Annotated in this window: 21 protein-coding genes; 14 read left to right on the forward strand and 7 right to left on the reverse strand. The window is 70.8% G+C overall.

The window, feature by feature from the left end; genetic code table 11:
* Positions 1 to 366 precede the first annotated feature (366 nt).
* From ACWEV3_RS37085 to ACWEV3_RS37145, 13 genes are read left to right on the forward strand one after another with little or no spacing between them, the layout of a single operon-like run.
* Positions 367 to 1,881, forward strand: coding sequence for a phage tail sheath family protein (locus ACWEV3_RS37085; protein ID WP_452618371.1), 1,515 nt, complete (start codon positions 367 to 369; stop codon positions 1,879 to 1,881).
* 30 nt (positions 1,882 to 1,911) lie between these two features.
* Positions 1,912 to 2,352, forward strand: coding sequence for a phage tail protein (locus ACWEV3_RS37090; RefSeq protein ID WP_358304911.1), 441 nt, complete (start codon positions 1,912 to 1,914; stop codon positions 2,350 to 2,352).
* On the forward strand, positions 2,349 to 2,813 hold the full coding sequence (locus tag ACWEV3_RS37095; RefSeq protein WP_452618372.1) for a hypothetical protein: 465 nt from the start codon (positions 2,349 to 2,351) through the stop codon (positions 2,811 to 2,813). Before ACWEV3_RS37090 ends, ACWEV3_RS37095 begins: the two co-directional genes overlap by 4 nt.
* Positions 2,810 to 2,968 (forward strand): DUF6760 family protein, encoded by a 159-nt coding sequence (locus tag ACWEV3_RS37100; protein WP_165968071.1) that lies wholly within the window; start codon positions 2,810 to 2,812, stop codon positions 2,966 to 2,968. Before ACWEV3_RS37095 ends, ACWEV3_RS37100 begins: the two co-directional genes overlap by 4 nt.
* A 4-nt stretch (positions 2,969 to 2,972) precedes the next feature.
* Positions 2,973 to 5,681, forward strand: a complete 2,709-nt coding sequence (locus tag ACWEV3_RS37105; protein WP_452618373.1) for a hypothetical protein — start codon at positions 2,973 to 2,975, stop codon at positions 5,679 to 5,681.
* A 23-nt stretch (positions 5,682 to 5,704) separates the two neighbouring features.
* Complete coding sequence (locus tag ACWEV3_RS37110; RefSeq protein ID WP_452618374.1) at positions 5,705 to 6,130, forward strand: phage tail protein; 426 nt, start codon at positions 5,705 to 5,707, stop codon at positions 6,128 to 6,130.
* Positions 6,131 to 6,143: 13 nt separating this feature from the next.
* Positions 6,144 to 6,860, forward strand: coding sequence for a CIS tube protein (locus tag ACWEV3_RS37115; protein ID WP_452618375.1), 717 nt, complete (start codon positions 6,144 to 6,146; stop codon positions 6,858 to 6,860).
* Positions 6,860 to 8,659 carry a VgrG-related protein gene (locus ACWEV3_RS37120; protein WP_452618376.1) on the forward strand — a complete coding sequence of 600 codons (1,800 nt, stop codon included), beginning with the start codon at positions 6,860 to 6,862 and terminating at the stop codon, positions 8,657 to 8,659. The genes ACWEV3_RS37115 and ACWEV3_RS37120 overlap by 1 nt, the downstream gene beginning before the upstream one ends.
* Before the next feature lie 37 nt (positions 8,660 to 8,696).
* A complete protein-coding gene (locus tag ACWEV3_RS37125) occupies positions 8,697 to 9,011 on the forward strand; it encodes a PAAR domain-containing protein (RefSeq protein ID WP_358566273.1) in 315 nt (104 codons plus the stop codon).
* On the forward strand, positions 9,008 to 9,427 hold the full coding sequence (locus ACWEV3_RS37130; protein WP_452618377.1) for a GPW/gp25 family protein: 420 nt from the start codon (positions 9,008 to 9,010) through the stop codon (positions 9,425 to 9,427). Before ACWEV3_RS37125 ends, ACWEV3_RS37130 begins: the two co-directional genes overlap by 4 nt.
* A complete protein-coding gene (locus tag ACWEV3_RS37135) occupies positions 9,427 to 11,400 on the forward strand; it encodes a putative baseplate assembly protein (RefSeq protein ID WP_452618378.1) in 1,974 nt (657 codons plus the stop codon). Before ACWEV3_RS37130 ends, ACWEV3_RS37135 begins: the two co-directional genes overlap by 1 nt.
* Positions 11,397 to 11,957, forward strand: coding sequence for a phage tail protein (locus ACWEV3_RS37140; protein ID WP_452618379.1), 561 nt, complete (start codon positions 11,397 to 11,399; stop codon positions 11,955 to 11,957). Before ACWEV3_RS37135 ends, ACWEV3_RS37140 begins: the two co-directional genes overlap by 4 nt.
* A gap of 4 nt (positions 11,958 to 11,961) precedes the next feature.
* A complete protein-coding gene (locus ACWEV3_RS37145) occupies positions 11,962 to 12,921 on the forward strand; it encodes an NADase-type glycan-binding domain-containing protein (protein ID WP_452618380.1) in 960 nt (319 codons plus the stop codon).
* A 7-nt stretch (positions 12,922 to 12,928) separates the two neighbouring features.
* Here the strand turns inward: ACWEV3_RS37145 and ACWEV3_RS37150 are convergent, their stop codons facing one another.
* The 7 genes from ACWEV3_RS37150 to ACWEV3_RS37180 form a co-directional block, all read right to left on the reverse strand.
* Positions 12,929 to 13,726, reverse strand: coding sequence for a thioesterase family protein (locus ACWEV3_RS37150; protein ID WP_452618381.1), 798 nt, complete (start codon positions 13,724 to 13,726; stop codon positions 12,929 to 12,931).
* A 99-nt stretch (positions 13,727 to 13,825) separates the two neighbouring features.
* Positions 13,826 to 14,341 carry a VOC family protein gene (locus tag ACWEV3_RS37155; protein WP_363898026.1) on the reverse strand — a complete coding sequence of 172 codons (516 nt, stop codon included), beginning with the start codon at positions 14,339 to 14,341 and terminating at the stop codon, positions 13,826 to 13,828.
* Positions 14,342 to 14,413: 72 nt separating this feature from the next.
* Positions 14,414 to 15,760, reverse strand: a complete 1,347-nt coding sequence (locus ACWEV3_RS37160) for an MFS transporter (RefSeq protein ID WP_452618382.1) — start codon at positions 15,758 to 15,760, stop codon at positions 14,414 to 14,416.
* Between the two features lie 196 nt (positions 15,761 to 15,956).
* Complete coding sequence (locus ACWEV3_RS37165) at positions 15,957 to 16,694, reverse strand: SDR family NAD(P)-dependent oxidoreductase (RefSeq protein ID WP_452618383.1); 738 nt, start codon at positions 16,692 to 16,694, stop codon at positions 15,957 to 15,959.
* Positions 16,687 to 17,361, reverse strand: a complete 675-nt coding sequence (locus ACWEV3_RS37170; RefSeq protein WP_452618384.1) for a GntR family transcriptional regulator — start codon at positions 17,359 to 17,361, stop codon at positions 16,687 to 16,689. The genes ACWEV3_RS37165 and ACWEV3_RS37170 overlap by 8 nt, the downstream gene beginning before the upstream one ends.
* 243 nt (positions 17,362 to 17,604) lie before the next feature.
* A complete protein-coding gene (locus tag ACWEV3_RS37175) occupies positions 17,605 to 18,186 on the reverse strand; it encodes a VOC family protein (RefSeq protein ID WP_452618385.1) in 582 nt (193 codons plus the stop codon).
* The gene (locus ACWEV3_RS37180; protein WP_452618386.1) at positions 18,170 to 18,505 is read right to left on the reverse strand and encodes a hypothetical protein; all 336 of its coding nucleotides are present in this window, start codon (positions 18,503 to 18,505) and stop codon (positions 18,170 to 18,172) included. Before ACWEV3_RS37180 ends, ACWEV3_RS37175 begins: the two co-directional genes overlap by 17 nt.
* Positions 18,506 to 18,605: 100 nt before the next feature.
* On the opposite strand from ACWEV3_RS37180, the gene ACWEV3_RS37185 reads away from it, so the two are divergent.
* A complete protein-coding gene (locus ACWEV3_RS37185; RefSeq protein WP_452618387.1) occupies positions 18,606 to 20,783 on the forward strand; it encodes an alpha-ketoacid dehydrogenase subunit alpha/beta in 2,178 nt (725 codons plus the stop codon).

Genomic DNA, 20,783 nt, shown 5'->3' on the forward strand with positions numbered 1-20,783 from the left:
TTCGTTGCAGGTGCAGGATGTGTTCCGCGGAGCCCGGAGCACCAGGCCGCTCTCCGGCTTCCGGTGCTCGTGCGCGCCGTTCCCGCTCGGACGACTCCGCTTCGCTGTTGTGGCGGTCGTGCATCAGGTCTCCTCACAGCGCCCGTGCACCACTTGGTACCGCGCTCGGCGCGACCGGGGCATGCCCGGAAGGGCACACCTCGGGGCAGAACCCCGCGCACCCCTGCCGGCATGTCCCGGGGAGGCAGGGCCTGGTTGCCCGTGAAGGCAGTCGTGTTGCCCTCGGTGGGGGTCGGGCGGACCTGTTCGCGCGCGTCGCCGGGCGCGAGGCTCTGGGCACGCCACACCTCAGACGAAGGAGCGAACATGCCGTCGTACCTGTCCCCTGGCGTGTACGTCGAGGAGGTCCAGAACGGGGCCAGACCGATCGAGGGGGTCGGGACCGCCGTCGCCGCTTTCGTCGGCTTCGCACCTCAGGGCCCGTTCCACCAGCCGACGCTGGTGACGAACTGGAGCCAGTACGTGCAGACCTTCGGCGGCTTCGACGACGGCTACCTCGCACACGCCGTCTACGGCTACTTCGCCAACGGCGGCGGCACCGCCTACGTCGTCCGCATCGGCGGGCCCGCCGCGGCGCCCGACGCAGCCCCGGCGACGCCCGTCGAACTCGGTGGCTTGCGGATCTCGGCGTTGCCGGGTGCCGGCGGCGACATCACCGTCGAGGTCGCCGACGCCGAGGGCGAGAACCCGCCGGAGGACCGGTTCCGGCTGCTGGTCGGCCAGGGCGGCAAGGTCGCCGAGACCTACGACGTCTCGACCAAGAAGAACGTCAAGAGCTACGTGGTCACCCAGGTCCGCGAGCGGTCCAAGCTCATCGAGGTCACCGAGCGGTCCAGCGCGGCCCTGACCAGGCCGGAGAACCAGTCGGTCACGATCGCCGCGCCGCCGCCGCGCGAATCCAGACCGGCCGCTGTGGACGCCCAGGAGTACGTCGGGGACCTCGCGGCCCGCACCGGCTTCGGCGGGCTGGAGACCATCGACGAGATCACCATGGTCGCCGTCCCCGACCTGATGAGCGCACACCAGCGCGGCCTCATCGACGCCGAAGGCGTGAAGACCGTGCAGCTCGCCGCGATCTCGCACTGCGAGCAGATGGGCGACCGCGTCGCGGTGCTCGACGCTCCCCCTGGCCTCAACGCCCAGCAGGTGCGGAACTGGCGGATGGACCAGGCGGGCTACGACTCGCGGTACGCGACGCTGTACTACCCGTGGATCAAGGTCTTCGACCCCGCCAGCGGGCGCAACACACTGGTCCCGCCGAGCGGCCACATCGCCGGCGTGTGGGCGCGCAGCGACGCCGAGCGCGGCGTGCACAAGGCCCCGGCGAACGAGGTCATCCGCGGCGCGGTGGACCTGGAGATCAACCTGAGCAAGGGCGAGCAGGACCTGCTCAACCCGATCGGCGTGAACTGCGTCCGCGCGTTCGCCGGGCGCGGCATCCGGATCTGGGGCGCCCGGACGCTGTCCTCGGATCCTGCCTGGCGCTACCTCAACGTCCGCCGGCTGTTCAACTACCTGGAGGAGTCGATCCTGATCGGCACCCAGTGGGTGGTCTTCGAGCCGAACGACGACCGGTTGTGGTCGAGCATCCGGCGCAACATCTCCGCGTTCCTGCACGAGGCCTGGCGCGACGGCGCGTTGTTCGGCCGCACCGCCGAGGAGGCGTTCTTCGTCAAGTGCGACCGGGAGAACAACCCGCAGGAGTCGATCGACCTGGGGCAGGTCGTGTGCGACATCGGTGTCGCGCCGGTCAAGCCCGCCGAGTTCGTGATCTTCCGGCTCTCCCAGTTCTCCGACAGCACCAGCCTGCTCAGCGAATAGCCCAACAGCACGGAAGGCGGCGGATAAGCCATGGCACAGGGCGACAGTCTCGCCACGCACCGGTTCGGTGTGCAACTCGGTGGCATCACGGTGGAATCGGTCAAGGAGATCAGCGGCCTGACCGTCGAGCAGGACGTGATCGAGACCCAGCAGGTCACGCCGACCGGCGAGCGGATCAACAAGAAGCAGCCCGGCGGTCAGAAGGGCGGCGAGGTGACGATCACCCGCGGCATGGACCAGAGCGCCGAGTTCACCGACTGGATCAAGAAGACGCTGCTGGACGGCAACGTCGAGGTCGCGCGGGAGAACCTGACGATCGAGATCCAGGACTCCAAGGGCGACACGGTGCGGCGGATGCAGCTCTTCGACGCCTGGGTCAGCAAGTGGGAGGGCCCGTCGCTCACCGCGGGCGAGTCCCAGGCCGCGACGGAGAAGGCCACCATCACGTTCGAGCGGATCGAGGTCGAATGAGGCGACGCATCGCGTCGCTCGGCGAGCTCGACGAGGTCGCGGGCAAGGGCCAGGCGGCGGACACCCACCCGGCCCCGGCCGAGCAGGCGACGCAGCACGACGAGTTCGACTTCGAACTCCCCCGCGGCTACGTGCATTCCGACGGCACCGTGCACAAGCACGGCCGGATGCGGCTGGCCACCGCGAAGGACGAGCTCCGGCCGCTGATCGACGTGCGGGTCAAGGAGAACCCGGCCTATCTCAGCGTGGTGCTGCTCAGCCAGGTGATCACCCGGCTCGGCGGCCTCACCGAGGTGCACACGGGCCTGGTGGAGAACATGTACGCCACCGACATCGCGTTCCTGCAGGACTTCTACCGGCGGATCAACAGCGAGGGGCACACCAGGGCGGGGGTCACCTGCCCGTCCTGCGGCACGGCGTTCGAGGTCGACCTCGCCGGTGGGCGCCTGGGGGAATCGTGACGTACGCGGTCGACCGGCTGCACGAGGAGGTCGCGTACGTCGCCTACCACTTCCACTGGCCGCGCGAGGAGATCCTCGAACTCGACCACCACGAACGACGGCGTTGGGTCCGCGAGATCGCGCGCATCAACACCAGGGTGAACGAAGGCGGGTGACCGGGTGAGCCTGTGGGACCTCTTCCGTCGTCGCCGCGGCGGCGCGCGGCGCTCGGCGCGACCTGCCACCGCGGCCCCCGGCTGGGACGGCGGGTGGCGGCGGACCGCCGCCGATCCCGGCGTGATCCAGCGCGCCGCGATCGGCGTGACCGCGGCCATGCGGTTCCGGGAATCCGTGACCTCGTTCCAGGACCACGGCGTGCTGACCGGGCTCGGGCACAGCCTCCAGGCAGGTGCGCCGTCCGGCCTCGTGCACGGGCTGCTCCGCCCCGCTGCCGGGCTTCCCGTGCAGCGCTCGGCGACCGAGGCGCTGCCCGTGGTCGTTCCCGCGCACGACGGCGATCCGGTGCCGCTGGACCACTCACCGGCATCCGTTCTCCCGGCGGAATCCCCTGTCATTGAAGGAAATGTTGCTCCGGTTCGACCACGTCGGCTTTCTCCGCCGCTGACCGTTGCCCGGCTGGCGACGCCGCTCGCGCCGCGGCACTTGCGCGCGGTGGTGTCGCGCCCGAATGCCGCAACCGAGTCATCCATAGTGGACGATCCAGTTCCGGGCGATAGCAGTGGTGGTGCGCTGGAGCCAGTCGTGCAGCGCCAGGCTTCCCGCCCTGCCAAGCCCGACGCCGCCGTGCGATCAGGCGCCGGCGAACCGTTGCGCGTCCTTCCGCCCAGTGCCGCGGTCTTCCCCGACGCGGACCGCTCGGCGGACCAGGCTCCTGAGAACGGGTCGGCGTTGCCGCTGGCGAGCACCGACCCGGCGCCGTCCCGCACCAGTGAGCACCGAGCGGTCCAGCGGTTCACGAAGACCTCCGCACGTGATGCTCCGGGAAGCCAGGCCCCGCCCCGGGTTCGCCCCAGGTTGGGCATCGGAGCGCCGATCGCCCAGATCCCGCCGTCCGCGACGACCAGCGCCGAAGACCGCCCGACGCCCGCCGAGTCGGCCCCACCTCCGGTCGATTCTCCCGTTGTGCAGCGGAAACCGGCCGCTTCCGCGACCGGAGCGGAGGCTCCCGCAAGCCCGGAGAGCGGCTCTCCCACGACGATTCGCCCCCACTCCGCGGACCCGGCTGAGCCGCAACGAGTCTCGACGGCACCGCTGCCGGGCAATGCGCCGGGGGAAACGGAGCCGTTGGTGCAGCGGCTCGCTGCGACGACACGTCCGCAGGAGCCCAAAACCCGCGACGCGCACTCGCCGACGAGCGGCGCCGACTCCCCTCCCCCGACCGGCCGTGCCGAACCGGACAACCCAGGCGAGACATCGCACGGACCAGCCGGAACCCCGCCGCGAAGCGCGTCGGCTGACGCCCCGGTCACGCCGCTGATCCACGATTCCGCGGAATCCATGGTGGTCCAGCGACTCGCGCACGCTGATTCCGACGGCAATGCATCAGAGCAGCCGGAACCCCACGACGTGCACTCGCCGACAACCGAACTCGTCGTCCCGCGCTCAAGCCGTGACGCGATCCCGGCCAACCCCGAACTAGGACGCGACGAGGACTCGCCGGTAGCGCCGCTGATCCATGAATCCGCTGCCGTGCAACGGATCGAGAACCCGCTGAGCGCGCCGCCCGGCCATCCTCATCCGACGACGCACAGGGTCTCGAAGTCCGAACAGGTCGCTAGCGAAGCGGTCCGGCACCAGGAGACCGCTAACTTCAAGCAGAACCGGGAAGTCCCCAGTTCTAGGCAAAATCGAACGGTTCCGAACCCAGGTCTTCCGGTCGAGGATGCCAAGGCAGAACCCGCGCCAGACCCGGTGCCGGTCGTCCAGCGCACGCCCCTGAACCAGCACCAAGGGTCTTCCACCGCCACACCCGAGGCCGAGGAACTGACGGCACGACTTCACTCACCGGCAAGCGATGAGCCGACCGCGCTCACGCTGACCGGAGCTTCCCCCGCTCAGGGCTCCGATGCGGCCGCTGTCGTCCAACACCAGGTTCGGACATCCGAATCCTCGATCCCGAATCACGCGACGATGCAGGCCGGGGCTCGCCCGCACGCCCACGAGCCCGTCCAGCGCATCCTGCCTTTGCTGTCGGCGCGGCCGCTAACCGCACGAATCGGGCAGGCCCCGGGCGTCGGCGCGGCGCGCAGCCCTCAGCAACCCGCCGGACCACCGGTGGCACCGGTGCGCTGGAACCACGCCGACCCGACACCGCCGTCCGGGATCGCATCGCCGCGACCTGCGCCGAGCACGCCAGTGCAGCGAGCCCGGATCTCCGCCGCTCCCCCGGCATCCAGCACTCCGGTGCAGCTCGCCCCGCTCCCGGCGCCACCGCACCGACCCGGCGGCGAATCCCTGCCGCGCGCTGCGGTGACGCACCAGGCGACTGAAGTTCCGCACGGCATCGGCCCGAGCGTGCCCGACGTCCTCCCGGTGTCCCGCTCAGCGGCTCCAACCGTGCAGCGTTCGAGCGCAGCCCCGGTGGAGCAGCCCGCAGAACGGCAGAAGGCCGCTGCCCCGAAACCGGTCGCCGCGTCGAGCCCGATTCCCGGTGTCCCGGCGGGAGTTCCGGTCACGGTGGTCCAGCGCAAGCCCGAGCCGGCCGCCACCGGGGAGCAGGACGCCGCCCCGGCCGGGGCGGGCGGCTCCGGCGGGCAGGACATCGACGAGCTCGCTCGTCGCCTGATCGAGCCGGTGGGACGGCTGCTGCGCGCCGAGTTCCGCCACGGCAGGGAACGAATCGGGCGGCCGCACGACCGCCGCCGCTAGCACGTTCGGAAGGAGTGTTGCCGGTGCCTCAGGAGATCTTCGCGTCCAGCGTGTTCTTCCGGCTGGTCATCGGGGGCAACGACCTGGGCAGGTTCAACACCTGCTCCGGGCTCGGCGCCCAGGTCGAGGTGGAGCAGTTCGCCGAGGGCGGCAACAACGGCTTCACCTGGCAGCTGCCCACCCGGATCACCTGGACCAACATCACGCTGACCCGCCCGGTCACCAGCGACACCGCCAAGATCTCGCGGTGGCTCGCGCAGATCATCCGGCGCGCCGAGCGCAAGAACGGCGAGATCGTCGCGCTGAAGCCGGATCTCACGCCCATCGCCCGGTGGCAGGTCCTCGGCATCATCCCGGTCAGCTGGCAGGGCCCGTCCTTCGACCCGTCCAACGCGCAGGCCGCGGTGGAGACGCTGGAAATCGCCCACCTGGGCCTGCAACCGTCGTGAGAGGAGGGGCCGGATGGCCGCCGCACCGGGCAACAACCTCGCCCGCGCCCAGCTGCTGATCATGGAGCCACCAGCGAAGGTCGGCGCGAAACCGGGCGCGACGATCAAGCGGGTCCGGTTCCAGTTCAACCCGAACAAGCTCGCGCTGACCAAGAGCACCGAGTGGCGGCGCAAGCCGTCCCGGATGGCGCCCGACGCGGCGTTGCCCGAATTCGTCGGCAGCGGCCCGCGTTCCCTCTCCCTCGAAGTGTTCCTGGACGCCACCGACAAGCACGACGGCTCGGTGGAGAAGAAGATCGAGGACCTGATGGTGGCCTGCGTGCCCACCCCGAAGAGCCTGGCCAGCAAGAAGCCCGCCAGCCCGTGGGTCCGGTTCGAATGGGGCACCGCCAGGACGACCTCGTTCAACGGCGTGCTGTCGAGCTTCTCGGTCGACTACTCGCTGTTCGACGTCGACGGGAAGCCGCTGCGGGCGACCTGTTCGCTCGGCATCGAGGAGGCCAGCGTCGACACCCCGGGCCAGAACCCGACCTCTGGCTCCGAGAACACCCGCCGCACGCACCGGGTCGTCGCAGGCGACAGCCTGCCGCAGCTCGCCTGGCACGAGTACGGCGATGCCACGGCGTGGCGGATCATCGCCGAGGCCAACGAGATCGACGACCCCATGATCCTGGCGCCCGGCACCGAACTGCTGGTACCCGCCTTCGACGACGGACAGGACGGTGCGTGATGGGCGCAAAAGAGGGCGGTCGTTCCGTCGCCGCCGATCCGATCGTGGCCACGCCCGGCCCGCTGCCCGCGGCCTGGCAGGAACAGCTCACCAGCTGCGTGGTCGACGAGAACGTCGGGCTGCCCGACGCGGCCCTGCTGACCTTCCGGGATCCGAACCACGAGCTGCTGACCGCGACCGGCATCACCATCGGCTCGCCGCTGACGGTGTCGGTCGCCACCACCGGCAGCCAGGCGCCGAAGCGCCTGTTCACCGGCGAGGTCACCGGCCTGGAGCTGGACACCGACGGCACCGGATCGTTCACCGTGGTGCGGGCGATGAGCAAAGCGCACCGGCTGATGCGGGGCCGGAAGGTCACGGCGTTCCGCAACATGACCGCCGCCGCGATCGTGCGGAAGGTCGCGACGGGCGCGGGTCTGCGGGCCGGCCGCATCGACGCCAAGCCGATCACCTACACCCAGCTCTCCCAGGCGAACGTGTCGGACTGGGAGTTCCTCCAGGACCTGGCGCAGGAGCACGGCGTCACCGTGCGGGTCGACGAGAAGGGGCGGCTGGACTTCGCCGCGCTCAAACCCGCCGCGAGCGCTCCCTCGCCCGACACCCCGGCGACCAAGAGCCCGTTCGTCCTGGAGTACGGCCGGAACCTGATGGCGCTGCGCGCGGTGCTCACGGCCGTGGACCAGGTCGACAAGGTCGAGGTGCGCGGCTGGAACGTGGCCACCAAAAGTCCTTTGATAGCCGAGGAGAACGCCACCCGGAGCAAGACCGTGCGGCCGGGGCTCACCGCGGCGGAGGCGACCGGCAAGTTCGGCAAGGGCGCCCGGATGCGCATCACCGACACCCCCTACGGCACGCAGGCCGAGGCCACGGCGGCGGCACGCGCGCTGGCGGCGTCGATGAGCGCGGGGCTCGGCGAGATCGAAGCGGTCGCGGAGGGCAACCCGGAACTGCGCGCGGGAGTGCCGATCGCGCTCGGCAACGTCGGGCCCAAGTTCTCCGGGCGGTTCACCGCGACCGCGGTGCACCACGTGCTGGAGCCCGGGAACGGCTACCGCACCACGGTGCTGGTCAGCACCTCCCCCGACCGGTCGCTGACCGGGCTGGTCACCGGCGCCAACGCGCCGGACCGGGGCCCGCGCATCCCGGGCCTGGCCACCGGGATCGTCACCGACATCAAGGAGGCGGGCGGGGCCCAGCGGGGCTGGGTGAAGCTGAAGTTCCCGTGGCTCGACGACGCCTACGTGACCGACTGGGTCCGCACCGTGCAGCTCGGCGGGCAGGGCGGGGGCGGCGTGTTCAGCCCCGACGTCAACGACGAGGTGCTGGTCGGCTTCGAGCAGGGCTGCCTCGACAAGCCCTACGTGCTCGGCGGGCTCTACAACGGCCGGGACAGCCCGTCGCCGCACGACCTGCCGCTGGTCGACCGCACGACCGGCAAGGTCAACCGGCGTTCCCTGGTGTCGCGCAAGGGACATCGACTCGAACTCATCGACTCCACCACCAGAACGCCGGGGATCCGGCTCACCAGCGGCAACAAGCGGCTGGACATCCGGATGGACGAGAAGCGGCGGACGATCGACATCACGGTGTCGGCCGTGGGCGGCCGGCGGGCGCTGAGCACGGTGTCGCTGACCGACCGCGGGATCACGCTCGACGCCGGTACCGGCGACCTCACCCTGACCGGGAAGTCGGTGTCGATCGACGCGAAGACGTCGGTCTCGATCAACGGCCGGACCAACGTGGGAATCGACGGCGGCGCGATGGCCACGTTGCGCGGCCGCATGGTCCACATCAACTGATCAGACCGATTCCGCGAGCTGACAAGGAGTTCCCGCGATGCCACCCGCAGCCCGGATGGGCGATCCCACCTCCCACGGAGGCACCATCGGCCAGCCTCCCGCGGCCGCCGCCCTCAAGGTGGCCACCGTGCTCATCGGCGGCAAACCCGCCGCGGTGACGGGAAGTCAGCACGTGTGCCCGCTGCTGCCGCACACCGTGCTGAGCGCGGGGAACGTGCTCATGCCGAGCCCGCCCCGCTCCGGCGTGGTGCTCATCGGAGGCTTGCCCGCCGCGCGGATGAACGACAAGACCACCTGCGGCGCGACCGTGGTCATCGGGGCGCCGAACGTGCTGATCGGAGGCCCGCTGTGAGCGAGCGCTTCATCGGCCGCGGCTGGGCCTTCCCGATGCGGGTCGGGGCGACCGGCGGCATCGCGATGGTCGAGCGGGAGCAGGAGATCGAGGAGGCGATCCGCCTCGTGCTGGGCACCGCGCCGGGCGAGCGCCCGATGCGCCCGGAATTCGGCTGCGGCATCCACGAGTACGTGTTCGCCCCGAGCGACGGCGCCACCGCCGGGCGCATCGCCCAGGAGGTGCGCAGCGCGCTGCGGCGCTGGGAACCCCGGATCGACGTGACCGACGTGGTCGTCGCGTTCGACACCGTCGAGGAAGGCGTGCTGTACATCGACGTGCACTACACGCTGCGCGCCACCAACGACCGCAGGAACCTCGTCTTCCCCTTCTACACGATCCCGCACAGCGCGGCGGCGGAGGAGGACGCGGACTGATGGCCCTGCCCCTGCCGAACCTGGACGACCGCCGCTTCCAGGAACTCGTCGACGAGGCCAAGCGCTACGTGCAGCAGCGCGCCCCGGAGTGGACCGATCACAACGTCTCCGATCCGGGCGTGACCCTCATCGAGACGTTCGCGCACATGGTGGACCAGCTCATCTACCGGCTGAACCGGGTGCCGGAGAAGAACTACCTGGCGTTCCTCGACCTGCTGGGCGTCCGCCTGTTCCCGCCTGCGGCGGCGCGGGCCGACGTGACCTTCTGGCTGTCGGCCGCGCAGCCGGAGACGGTGCTCCTCCCGCTGGGCACCGAGGTCGCCACCGCGCGTTCGGAGACCGAGGAGGCGGTCGTCTTCGCCACCACCGGCGAACTGCCCATCGTGCCCTGCGAACTGACGACGCTCGTGACGATCTCGGCAGCCGGGGCGCAGCAGAACCACACCGGCGACCTCGACGCGGGCAAGGACGTGCCGTGCTTCCAGGCGGAACCGGCCGTCGACGACGCCATGCTGTTCGGCCTCAGCAACGCCGTCCCGCGCTGCGTGGTCGCGGTGCGGCTGGACAGCCAGGTCGAAGGCATCGGCGTCGATCCCCGGCAGCCGCCGCTGGTGTGGGAGTCGTGGGACGGGGTGCGCTGGACGGAGTGCGCGGTCTTCGACGACACCACCGGCGGCCTCAACCGGCCCGGCGAGGTGGTGCTGCAGGTGCCCGCCGGGCACGCCCTGGCGTCGGTGGCGGGCGTCCGGGCGGGCTGGCTGCGCTGCCGCGTAGTGGCCCCGGAACAGAACCAGCCGTTCTACTCCGAGTCACCGACCGTCCGGGTGGCGGAGGCGTTCACGATCGGCGGCACCACGACCGTCGAGCACGCCGAGACCGTCACCGACGTCGCGCTGGGTCTCTCCGAAGGCGTGCCGGGCCAGCGGTTCCGGCTCGACCGGGCGCCGGTGCTCACCGACGCGGAGCCGGTCGTGGTGCAGGTCGCCGCGGACGACGGCTGGCAGGACTGGCACGTCGTGGAGCACTTCGGCAACTCCGGCCCCGCCGACCGGCACGTCACGCTCGACGCGACGAACGGCGAGTTCCTCTTCCCGCCCGCCGTGCGCGCGCCGGACGGCACCTTGCGCCGGTTCGGGGCGGTGCCGCCCAAGGGCGCGCACATCAGGGTGCCGAAGTACCGCACCGGCGGCGGCCGGTCGGGCAACGTGGCGCGCGGTGCGATCTCGGTGCTGCGCAGCTCGGTGCCCTACGTGGCCGACGTCGAGAACCGCGAGGCCGCCGGTGGCGGCGTCGACGGGGAGACCGTGTCGGAGGCGAAAGTGCGCGCGCCGCACCAACTCCGGGTGCAGGAGCGGGCCGTGACCGCCGCGGATTACGAGCAGATCGCGTGGCAGGCGGCGCCCGCGGCGGCCCGGATCCGCTGCCTGCCCGCGGGCGCGGAGCACGAGCCTGGCGCGGCCCGCGTGCTGGTCGTGCCGAACGCCGTGGCCGACGCGGGTGACCAGCTGCGCTTCGAGCAGCTGATCCCCTCGCCGCAGCTGCTCGCCGCGATCGCCGCCCGGCTCGACGAGCACCGGCTGCTGGGCACCCGTCTGGTCGTGGAGCCGCCGTTCTACCAGGGCATCACCGTCGTGGCGCGGATGCGTTCCGCGGAAGCCGACGCGAACCGGGTGAACCGGGACGCCGTCGCCGCGCTCTACCGGTACCTCAACCCGCTGCGCGGTGGCGCCGACGGGACCGGCTGGCCGTTCGGGCGACCGGTCCAGGTCGGCGAGGTCTTCGCCGTGCTCCAGCAGGTCGAGGGCGTCGAGCTGATCGACGAGATCCGGCTGTTCCCGGCCGATCCGATCACCGGGCAGCGGGGTACGCCGGTGGATCGCGTCGAGCTGGCCGACCACGCGCTGGTCTTCTCCCACCAGCACCAGGTGCTGGTGGGTTCCGGGGATCCGGCGGAAGGCCAGGGGCCGCGATGAGCCGCCGCGCGGTACCCGACCTGCCCAGCCGCTACCCGCTCGGCGACCTGCTGCCCGCGCTGTACGCCGGGGACGACTTCGCCCAGCGGTTCACCGCCGGCCTGGACTCGGTCCTCGCCCCGATCCTGTCCACCATGGACAACATCGCGGGCTACTTCGACCCGCGCGTGGCGCCGGAGGACTTCGTGTCCTGGCTGGCCGGCTGGGTCGCGGTGGAGCTCGACCCGGCGTGGCCGCCGCCGCTGCGGCGGGCGGTCGTGATGCGCGCCATCGAGCTGCACCGCCGCAACGGCACCGTGCGGGGGCTCGTGGACCGGCTCTGGCTGTGCGCCGGGGTGCACGCGCGGGTGCTCGACGGCCCTGGCGCGGCGTGGTCGACCCGGCCGGGCACCGCGCTGCCCGGCAACGCGATCACCCGGGCCGTGGTCCAGGTCTGGCCGGGCCGCTCTGCGGTGGACCGCAAGCAGGTCGACGCGGTGGTCGAGGCGGCCTGCCCGATCCACCTCACCTGCACCGTCGAGGTCCTGCCGGGGCCGCCACAACGGGAAGGGGGATGACCCGATGCGCTCCTGTTCGACGTGCGGCGCCCAAGTCGCCCGCGGCGAGGACTTCTGCACCACCTGCGGCGCCTACCTGGGCTGGGACAAGGGCACCGAACCCGAACCACCCGCCCCGGACCCGTCCGCTCCGACGGCACGCATCCCGGTCCCGGCGGCACCCGAACCACCTGCGGAACCGGTCGCCGAGCCGGAGCCTGAGCAACCGGCCGCTGTGCAACCGGCGAAGCCCGTCGCGCCACGGCCCGAGCCGAACGCGCCGGTCGCGGAGCAGGCTCCCGAGGGACCGCCGTGCGGCGCGTGCGGCGCCCCCAACCCGCCCGAACGGCGGTTCTACATCCGCTGCGCCGCGCCGCTCACCCCGGATTCCGAAGCGCCGCGCTCGAATCGCGCGCGCCGCCGACGGCGCCGGATCGATCGCAGCAAGGTGTGGCGGCGGCTCGTCGTCCTCGCCGTGCTGATCGCCCTGGTGATCGGCGGCGTCCTGTTCTACCCGACCGGCCGGGAGATCGTCGAGGACGTGCTCGACAAGACCTTCGGGGCGGCGCCGATCGGACCGGTGAGCTCCAGCGCCAGCGGCGAGATGCCCGACCACCCGCGCGGCAAGGCCGTGGACGGGCTCAGGAACGTGTACTGGGGAACCGAGCGGCCCGGGGAATGGGCCGAGTTCAACTTCGATCACCCGTTCCGGCTGGTGGGCGTGCTGGTGAGCACCGGGCCGTCCCGGAACGACGAGGAGTTCCGCAGCCAGGCCCGGCCCGCCCGGCTGGAGATCACCGCCACCAGCTCCGACGGCCGGACCCGCACCGAGACGGTCGACGTGCCCGACAGCCCGGCCCCGTACGAAGTCCGCATCAAGACCAGCGACGTGGTCAGGATCCGGGTGCACATCAAGACGGTGACCGGCCTGACCGAGGGCAAGCACATCGCGCTGGGCGAGCTCGAGTTCTTCGGGCGCAAGTGAGCGCCGGCTACTGCTCCAGGGGACGCACGGTGAGGCTCTGCTGCGCGGTCCCGATCGGGCCCCGGGCGTCGTGCAGGACGGTGCTGGTGAGGCCCTGACCGCGGCCGCCGAAGACGACGGTGGTGTCGAGTCCGGTCCAGCGGCCTTCCGGCTGGCGGTAGAGGTGAATCGACAGGTCGACGTTGGGGAACATCCACTTGGTCGGCTCCTGCCGCACGGCGATGCCGTTGGCCGTGTCGACGAGCGCCACGTACGACGCCACCGGGCTGACCCGCTCGCCGGCCACGAGGTCCGTCCGGGTGGACACCCACGCCGTGTTGCGCCCGGGCCGGCGCGTGCCGACGGGCCGGGTGTCCAGCGACGCGATGAAGCCGCCCGGCCACAGGGAGTTCATCGGCCAGGGCGCCAGCGACTCGGGGTCCGGCAGCGGATCGGGTTCGCCCCCGGCGACCGCGCTGGTGTTCAGCTCCGCCAGGAACCACGCGCGGGCCCGGACCACGGGGCGCCCGGTGATGATCGCGGTGGCCTCCACCAGCTCGATGGTGCGGCCCGGCCGGGTCGTCTCCACCTGGATCTCGAACTCGTCGAGCGCGATCTTGCCCAGGATGTCGAAGCTGACGCGGCTGAGCAGCAGCTCGGGGCGGCCGGCCCGTGCGCGCTCGATCGCGTGGACGAGGAGCCCGCCCAGCGGGCTGAAGTGCTGCTCGTCGTTGCGCCACGCGCCGCTGGCGTGGGTGGTCGGCTTGAAGCGATGCGCGTCGAGCCGCTCGAAGTAGCTGGGCGTGCTCTCGGATGCCTCGGTCAACGCGGTCCTCTCCCCATGCTTGGCGGCGCGACTGGTCAGGACTACAGGATATGGACCGGATGACCTAACACCCGGTGAGCATCGCCACAGCCGCACCGGTCAGTCGGCCGGGCCTTCGCTCGGCCGCCGCCGCTTCGGGACCTCGATCGCTTCGACGATCACGCCGACGGTGTCCTGGGTGTCGAAGTAGGCGAATCCGCCGTCGCCGTCGAGGCCGTAACCGCGCCCGGACTGCAGCAGCGGAATGCCGCTGTCCCGGAAGTCCTCGATCGCTTCGGCGATCGAGTCGACGTGGAAACCGAGGTGGTGCAGCCCGTGGCCGCGCTCCCGGAGCCACTCGTGGTAGATGCTCGGCCCGCGCAGGGGCTCGATCAGTTCCACCTGCGGCCCGGTGCCGGCCAGCGCGACCCGCATCGCGAAACCGGCTGCGGCGCCCCGGTAGGTGAGGTCTTGCACCGTCTCGGGTCCGTAGGTGTAGACGAGCCAGTCGTCCTCGCCGAGCAGCGGGCTCCAGGTTCGCATCCCGGCGCGCAGGTCGGGTACCAGGATGCCCACCTGCGCGACCGGCCGGGACCGCAAGCTCGGCGGCAGGAGTTCCTTCCGCGCTGGATCCATGTTCTCGTTCCTCCTCTTCGGGCCTCGTGAGTGTTGATTCCGGTGAGAACCGGCGCCGGCATTCACGAGCGTTCAGGCGGCCGCGACGCGTTCGGTTTGCGACTCGCCGGCGCGGACGCCGGCGGTCTCCTGCAGCCGCCACGCGGACAGGAACGTCACCAGGCCCATCACCACCAGGAACACCGAGACCGAGGCGGAGGTGCCGGTCGTGGCGAACAGCGTCGTCATGAGCAGCGGCGTGCCACCGCTGACCACGATCGCGCCCAGCTGGTAGGCCAGGGACGCGCCGGAGTAGCGGATCCGCGGCGCGAACAGCTCCGCGAGGTATGCGGCGAGCGGGCCGTAGGTCAAGGCGGAGCCGATCAGGCCGACCGTGGTGGCGATCGCGATCAGCGGCAGCGATGCGGTGTCGACCAGCCAGAAGAACGGGAATCCCCAGACCGCGATCAACCCGGAACCGGCGAGGATCAGCGGCCGTCGGCCGAACCGGTCCGACAGCGCACCGCTGATCAGGATCGCGAACACCATCACCCCGGTCGCCACCAGCGAGATCATCAGCAGCGGGGTTCGGGCCACCCCGAGGGTTCGCGTCGCGTAGTCCAGCAGCCCCGAGATGCACGCGTAGAAGATGGCGTTGGTGGCGAACAGCAGACCGGTGCCGAGCAGCACGATCCGCTTGTGGTTGCGCAGAACCTCCGACAGCGGCGCCTGCTCGACCTTGCCGGGGTCGGCCTTGCGCTGCTGCTCCAGCTGCCGGTAGACGGGACCGTCCTCGACCTTGAGCTGGATGTAGAGCACCACCGGGGCGAGCACGGCGCTGGCCAGGAACGGGATGCGCCAGCCCCACGAGGTGAACGACTCGGTGCTGGTGACCGCGGTGACGGCCAGGAACACCACGTTGCCCAGGATCACGCCCAGCGGCACGCCCATCTGCCCGAACGTGCCGGCGAAGCCGCGGCGCTTGGGGTCGGCGTTTTCCGTCAGCAGCAACACGATTCCGCCCCACTGGCCGCCGACCGCGATGCCCTGCAGGAACCGCAGCACCACCAGCGCGATCGGCGCCAGCACGCCGATGGCACTACTGGTGGGCAGCAGGCCGATGAGGAACGTCGCCGATCCCATCATCATCAGGCAGATGACGACGGCGCGCTTCCGGCCCACCTTGTCGCCCAGGTTGCCGAAGATCAGCCCGCCGATCGGGCGCGCGACGAAACCGGCCCAGAACGTCGCGAACGACAGCAGCACTCCCACCAGCGGCGAGGCGCCGGGGAAGAACAGCGGTCCGAACACCAGCGCTGCCGCGGTGGCGTAGATGAAGAAGTCGTACCACTCGATCGAGCTGGCGATCAGGCCGGCGGCCATGAGCCTGCGGGTGGCTCTGCGATCGAGCGCCTCGGTCGTTGCGGCGTTCTGCGCCATGGTCGGTCACCTCGTTGTGAGTCAAGGAATGATTTCTTCAATGGGCTTGCGTGGCGGTGCAGGTAGCGGGCCCCTGCGGGAGTTGCGGCTGCCGCCCTGACTCCGGGACCCCCGGCTTGTGTACGACGGCTTCGGAGCACGTCGGGGTAGCACCGCGTCCGATCGGCGCGGCGTCGTCAGGTGAGTCGTGGCCGGATCAGGCCATGTGCAGGCCGCCGTTGACGTGGATGACCTCGCCCTGCACGAAAGCGGCGGCGGAGCCGCACAGGAAGGCCACCACGGAGGCGACCTCGCCGGGCTTGCCGAGCCGGCCCATCGGGGTGGCCGCGATCAGGTCCCCGCCCTTGGCGGCGACGAGGTCGTTCGTCATCGGCGTTTCGATGATCCCGGGCGAAACCACGTTGATCCGCGCGCGGTCGCCCAGTTCCCAGGCCAGGCTCCGGGAGAAGGACAGCAGCGCGCCCTTGGTGGCGGCGTAGTGGGCGTGCCGCGCGCTGCCCCGATGCCCGGCGACGGAGGCGATGGGCACGATCGAGCCACCGCGGTTGAGGTGCGGCAGGGCCGCGCGGACGAGGAAGAAGACGCCGTCGAGGTTGATCGACACGACGCGGTGCCACTGCTCGTCGGTCATCTCGGCGACCGGCTGCTCGGGGTAGATCCCGGCGGCGGGAACCAGGTGGTCGATGCCGCCGAACCGCTCGACCGCGAGCCGGACGAACTCGTCGTTGGCGGCGGAGGAAGCGGCGTCGAGCACGAAGGTGGCGGTCCGGGCGCCGGTTGGATCCAGCGTCGTCGCCAGTTCGTGCAGGGCGTTCCCATCGAGATCGCCGAGCACGAGGTTCGCGCCCGCGTCGAAGAACTGCCGGGCGATCTCGCGGGCGATGGAGCCGCCCGCACCGGAGAGCACCAGCGTTTTTCCTTGGAAATCAGTCATGTTCGTCCTCGGCGAAGAGTTCTGGGTGCTTGGCCAGTTCCAGGCGGGTGCGCCGGATGTGGCCGGTGAGGAAGCGCTCGGCGTCGACGGTGTCGGCGCGCTTGATCGCTTCGATGATGAGCCGGTGCTCGAAGTTGATGAGCTGGTGCCCCGCCGGGGCGATGACCCGCGCGTAGGCGCGCCGGTAGTGCTGCGTGGTGTTCCAGAAGCGGTGCACCATCGAGGTGAGCTCGCGGTTTTCGCATCCGGCGTAGGTCGCCAGGTGCAGCTCGCGGTCCAGCAGCAGGAACCGGTCGACGTCGGTGTTCTCCTCGATCTCGTCCTGGATCCGCTCCATGCGGGCGATGTCGCCGGCGGTGAGGTTCGGAACGCTCTCGCTGAGCGCGAGCGGTTCGATGCGTTCGCGGATCTTGTAGACCCCCTCGCACTCGTTCATGTCCAGTTTGGACACCCAGGCGCCGGTGTTGGACTTCAGCACCGCGAGGCCTTCGGCGGCCAGGATCCGCAGCGCCTCGCGGACCGGCAACCGGCTGGCGCCGAGCCGGGCGGCCACGTCCTCCTGCCGGATCCGCGCGCCGGGCGCGAGTTCCCCGTTGAGGATCATGCTCCGCAGGTGCTCGGCGACCCGCTGGCTCGCCACCGTCGACGCCGTTGCCTTCTCGGACACCATCTCTCCCAAATGCTCTGTTTCCAGGCTCATTTTGAGTGGCGGTGCGGGTGGCGGAACCTCAGGCGTCTTCTCGCTGTGGGATCCCCGACTCATGAATGCCAATTCACCACGTCGGGGCTGTCCTCGCGAGAAAACACCTGAGAACCCGCAGCGGTGCAAGCTGCGAGGGTGGGCTAAGCGGCTGCGCCGCTTCAAAGACAAAAGCCCTCCCTGCCACACCACGACATCCAAACAGCCTCTCTAGCCCTGTTCTTCCCGCTGAGGTTGCCACAGGAGGACCGGGGCGTTTTCCTCGTAGGCTTTTCCGTCCGGGTAGGACACCAGCTCCAGCTGCATGCCCCACGGCGTCAGGAAGTACACCCACCGCTGGCCCGCGCTGGCGCCGGAGCTGGTCGTGGGCTCGCCCAGCACCCGGACGCCGTGGCCGCGCAGGTGCTCGACGGCCGCGTCGAGGTCGGTGACGTAGAAGGCCAGGTGGTGGCCCCCGACGTCGCTGTTGCGCGGCTGCGCCGTGCGCTGGTCCGGCGCTTCGTACTCGAAGATCTCGAAGTTGGGGCCGTTGGCGCACCGGAAGAACCGCAGTTCCCGCATCACCGTGCGGGGATGCACGTCCAGGTGCTCGGCCATCCATTCGCCGTCTGAGCGGAACGGGCCCAGGGAGTACACCAGCTCGCAGCCGATCACGTCGACGAAGAACCTGGTGGCCTCGTCCAGGTCGGGCACCGTGAATCCGACGTGTTCCACACCGGCCAGGCCGGGCAGCCCGCCGGGGCGCGGTCCGGGCATCGCGACCATCACCTCCACATCAAGGGGAACGACCATTGGATCCAATATCGAAGTTGCGACAAGTTTCAGCTAGCACCACCGACCTGTCAATACGCAGTTTCCAGGGCCGCGCCGGAAACGGGCGGCGGGCACGCGTGAGCCACGACCGCGTGGAACACAGGGCGCCGATTTCGCGCGAAATCGCCACGTCACGTGGGGACGAGGTGGCGATTTCGCGCGAAATCGCCGCCAGCACCAGCGCCTGCTCACCCTCGTGGGCGACCTTGCCCGAAGCTTTCCGGAACGACCCCTCAGGCGGATCCTGGACCGCGCCTTCGCTGGCTTGGGACTTGTAAATGGATCCAATTGATGTCACCGTTGGATCCATCTTCCGGCCCGCCGCGCCGAACGCCGCGGCCGGCGCCCCGCCGTCCCTGAAGGACGCCCGGCCCCGCCGGGTCGCACAGGAGAGTCACATGCCTGAACACCGCAAGCTGACCGCGTCATCACCGTGGATCGAGGTGACCACCACCGAGCAGGACTGGAAGGCCGCCGACCCGCAGTTGCTGCGGTCGATGTTCGCCCAGACGCTGCTGATCCGGGCATTCGAGGAGTACGTCCTCGAACTCGCCGGCCAGGGCCTGATCCACGGCCCGGCGCACTCCAGCATCGGGCAGGAAGGCGGGGCCGTCGGCTCGATCCTGCCGCTGACCAGCAGCGACTTCGTCAACGGATCCCACCGCGGACACCACCAGTTCCTGGCCAAGGCGCTCGGCCACGTCGCGCCGGAGGGCATCGACGCGCGGCAACCGGCCGACCCGGCGGTCACCGAGGTGCTGTCCCGCAGCCTGGCGGAGATCTGCGGCCTGTCGCGCGGCTTCTGCCGCGGCCGCGGCGGCTCGATGCACCTGCAGTGGAAGGAAGCCGGGGCGATGGGCACCAACGCCATCGTCGGCGGCGGAGTCCCGCAGGCGGCCGGGTTCGCCTGGGCGGCCAAGCAGGCCGGAACCGACGCGGTGTCGGTGACCTACTTCGGCGACGGGGCGGTCAACATCGGCTCGGTGCTGGAGACCATGAACCTCGCCGCGGCATGGCGGCTGCCGGTGTGCTTCTTCATCGAGAACAACCGCTACGCGGTGTCCACCCACGTCGACGAGGTGACCGCCGAGCCCCGGCTGTCGGCGCGCGGCCTCGGGTTCAACATCCCGAGCTGGCGGGTCGACGGGATGGATCCGCTGGCCGTGCACCTCGCCATGACCGAAGCCGTGGCGCACATGCGCTCCGGCGCGGGCCCCACCATCGTCGAGGCCGACGTCTACCGCTACTTCCACCAGAACGGGCCGTTCCCGGGCAGCGCGTTCGGCTACCGCACCAAGGCGGAGGAGCAGGAGTGGCGGGCCCGCGACCCGCTGACCCGGCTCGCCGAGCGACTGGTGGCGCGCGGCATCCTCGGCGCCGACGACGTCGAGGCCGCCACCGAGCGGGCCAAGCGGCTGATGGCGTCGATCGGCGATGAGATCCTCGAAGCCGATCCGGCGGGCAAGCCCGGCCGGCGGCGGATCAAGCCCGGCGAGTGGCCGGACCCGGCGTTCCGGGACGTCGGGGTGCGCGGTGACCTCGGCGAGTTCACCGGCGTCCGCATCGCCGACCGCGACACCTTCACCGGCCGCACCGACCGGCGCAAGTTCATCGACGTGGTCTCCGAGGTGATGCGCCGGCGCATGGACGTCGACCCGGTGGTGGTCCTCGGCGAGGACGTGCACCGGCTCAAGGGCGGCACCAACGGGGCCACGCGAGGCCTGGCCGAGGCGCACCCGGACCGGGTGCTCGGCACGCCGATCAGCGAGAACGCCTTCACCGGCCTCGCGGGCGGCATCGCCCTCGACGGGCGTTACACGCCGGTCGTCGAGCTGATGTACGCCGACTTCATGTGGGTGGCGGCCGACCAGATCTTCAACCAGATCGGCAAGGCGCGGCACATGTTCGGCGGCGACAGCGACGTTCCGCTCGTGCTGCGCAGCAAGGTCGCGATGGGCACCGGCTACGGCTCGCAGCACTCGATGGATCCCGCCGGGATCTTCGCCACCGCGCCCGGATGGCGCATCGTCGCCCCCTCCACGCCGTTCGACTACGTGGGCCTGATGAACAGCGCCCTGCGGTGCAAGGACCCGGTGGTGGTGATCGAGCACGTCGACCTCTACGGCTCGGTCGGCGAGGCCCCGGTCGACGACTTCGACTACTGCCTGCCGGTCGGCAAGGCCGCGGTCCGCCGCACCGGCTCGGACATCACCGTGCTGACCTACCTGGCGATGACCGGGTACGCGCTGGACGCGGTCGAGCGGCTGGGCACCGTCGACGCCGAGGTCATCGACCTGCGCTGGCTGGACCGGGCCAGCATCGACTGGGAGACCATCGGCGCCAGCATCCGCAAGACGAACAACGTGCTCATCGCCGAGCAGGGCCCGCCCGGCACCTCCTACGGCGCGTGGCTCGCCGACGAGATCCAGCGCCGCTTCTTCGACTGGCTCGACCAGCCGGTGCAACGGGTGCACGGCGCTGAGGCCTCACCGAGCATCAGCAAGGTGCTCGAACGCGCAGCGATCGCGCAGACCGACGAAATCGTCGACCGGCTCAAGAACATCACCGGCCGCTGA

The sequence above is a fragment of the Saccharopolyspora sp. NPDC003752 genome (assembly GCF_053605825.1).

What these genes read in the sequence shown, in the direction of transcription:
- ACWEV3_RS37085 (WP_452618371.1), top strand. Translation starts at nt 367, where the DNA reads ATGCCGTCGTACCTGTCCCCTGGCGTGTACGTCGAGGAGGTCCAGAAC.
- ACWEV3_RS37090 (WP_358304911.1), top strand. Translation starts at nt 1,912, where the DNA reads ATGGCACAGGGCGACAGTCTCGCCACGCACCGGTTCGGTGTGCAACTC.
- ACWEV3_RS37095 (WP_452618372.1), top strand. Translation starts at nt 2,349, where the DNA reads ATGAGGCGACGCATCGCGTCGCTCGGCGAGCTCGACGAGGTCGCGGGC.
- ACWEV3_RS37115 (WP_452618375.1), top strand. Translation starts at nt 6,144, where the DNA reads ATGGCCGCCGCACCGGGCAACAACCTCGCCCGCGCCCAGCTGCTGATC.
- ACWEV3_RS37120 (WP_452618376.1), top strand. Translation starts at nt 6,860, where the DNA reads ATGGGCGCAAAAGAGGGCGGTCGTTCCGTCGCCGCCGATCCGATCGTG.
- ACWEV3_RS37125 (WP_358566273.1), top strand. Translation starts at nt 8,697, where the DNA reads ATGCCACCCGCAGCCCGGATGGGCGATCCCACCTCCCACGGAGGCACC.
- ACWEV3_RS37135 (WP_452618378.1), top strand. Translation starts at nt 9,427, where the DNA reads ATGGCCCTGCCCCTGCCGAACCTGGACGACCGCCGCTTCCAGGAACTC.
- ACWEV3_RS37140 (WP_452618379.1), top strand. Translation starts at nt 11,397, where the DNA reads ATGAGCCGCCGCGCGGTACCCGACCTGCCCAGCCGCTACCCGCTCGGC.
- ACWEV3_RS37145 (WP_452618380.1), top strand. Translation starts at nt 11,962, where the DNA reads ATGCGCTCCTGTTCGACGTGCGGCGCCCAAGTCGCCCGCGGCGAGGAC.
- ACWEV3_RS37155 (WP_363898026.1), bottom strand. Translation starts at nt 14,341, where the DNA reads ATGGATCCAGCGCGGAAGGAACTCCTGCCGCCGAGCTTGCGGTCCCGG.
- ACWEV3_RS37160 (WP_452618382.1), bottom strand. Translation starts at nt 15,760, where the DNA reads ATGGCGCAGAACGCCGCAACGACCGAGGCGCTCGATCGCAGAGCCACC.
- ACWEV3_RS37165 (WP_452618383.1), bottom strand. Translation starts at nt 16,694, where the DNA reads ATGACTGATTTCCAAGGAAAAACGCTGGTGCTCTCCGGTGCGGGCGGC.
- ACWEV3_RS37175 (WP_452618385.1), bottom strand. Translation starts at nt 18,186, where the DNA reads ATGGTCGTTCCCCTTGATGTGGAGGTGATGGTCGCGATGCCCGGACCG.
- ACWEV3_RS37185 (WP_452618387.1), top strand. Translation starts at nt 18,606, where the DNA reads ATGCCTGAACACCGCAAGCTGACCGCGTCATCACCGTGGATCGAGGTG.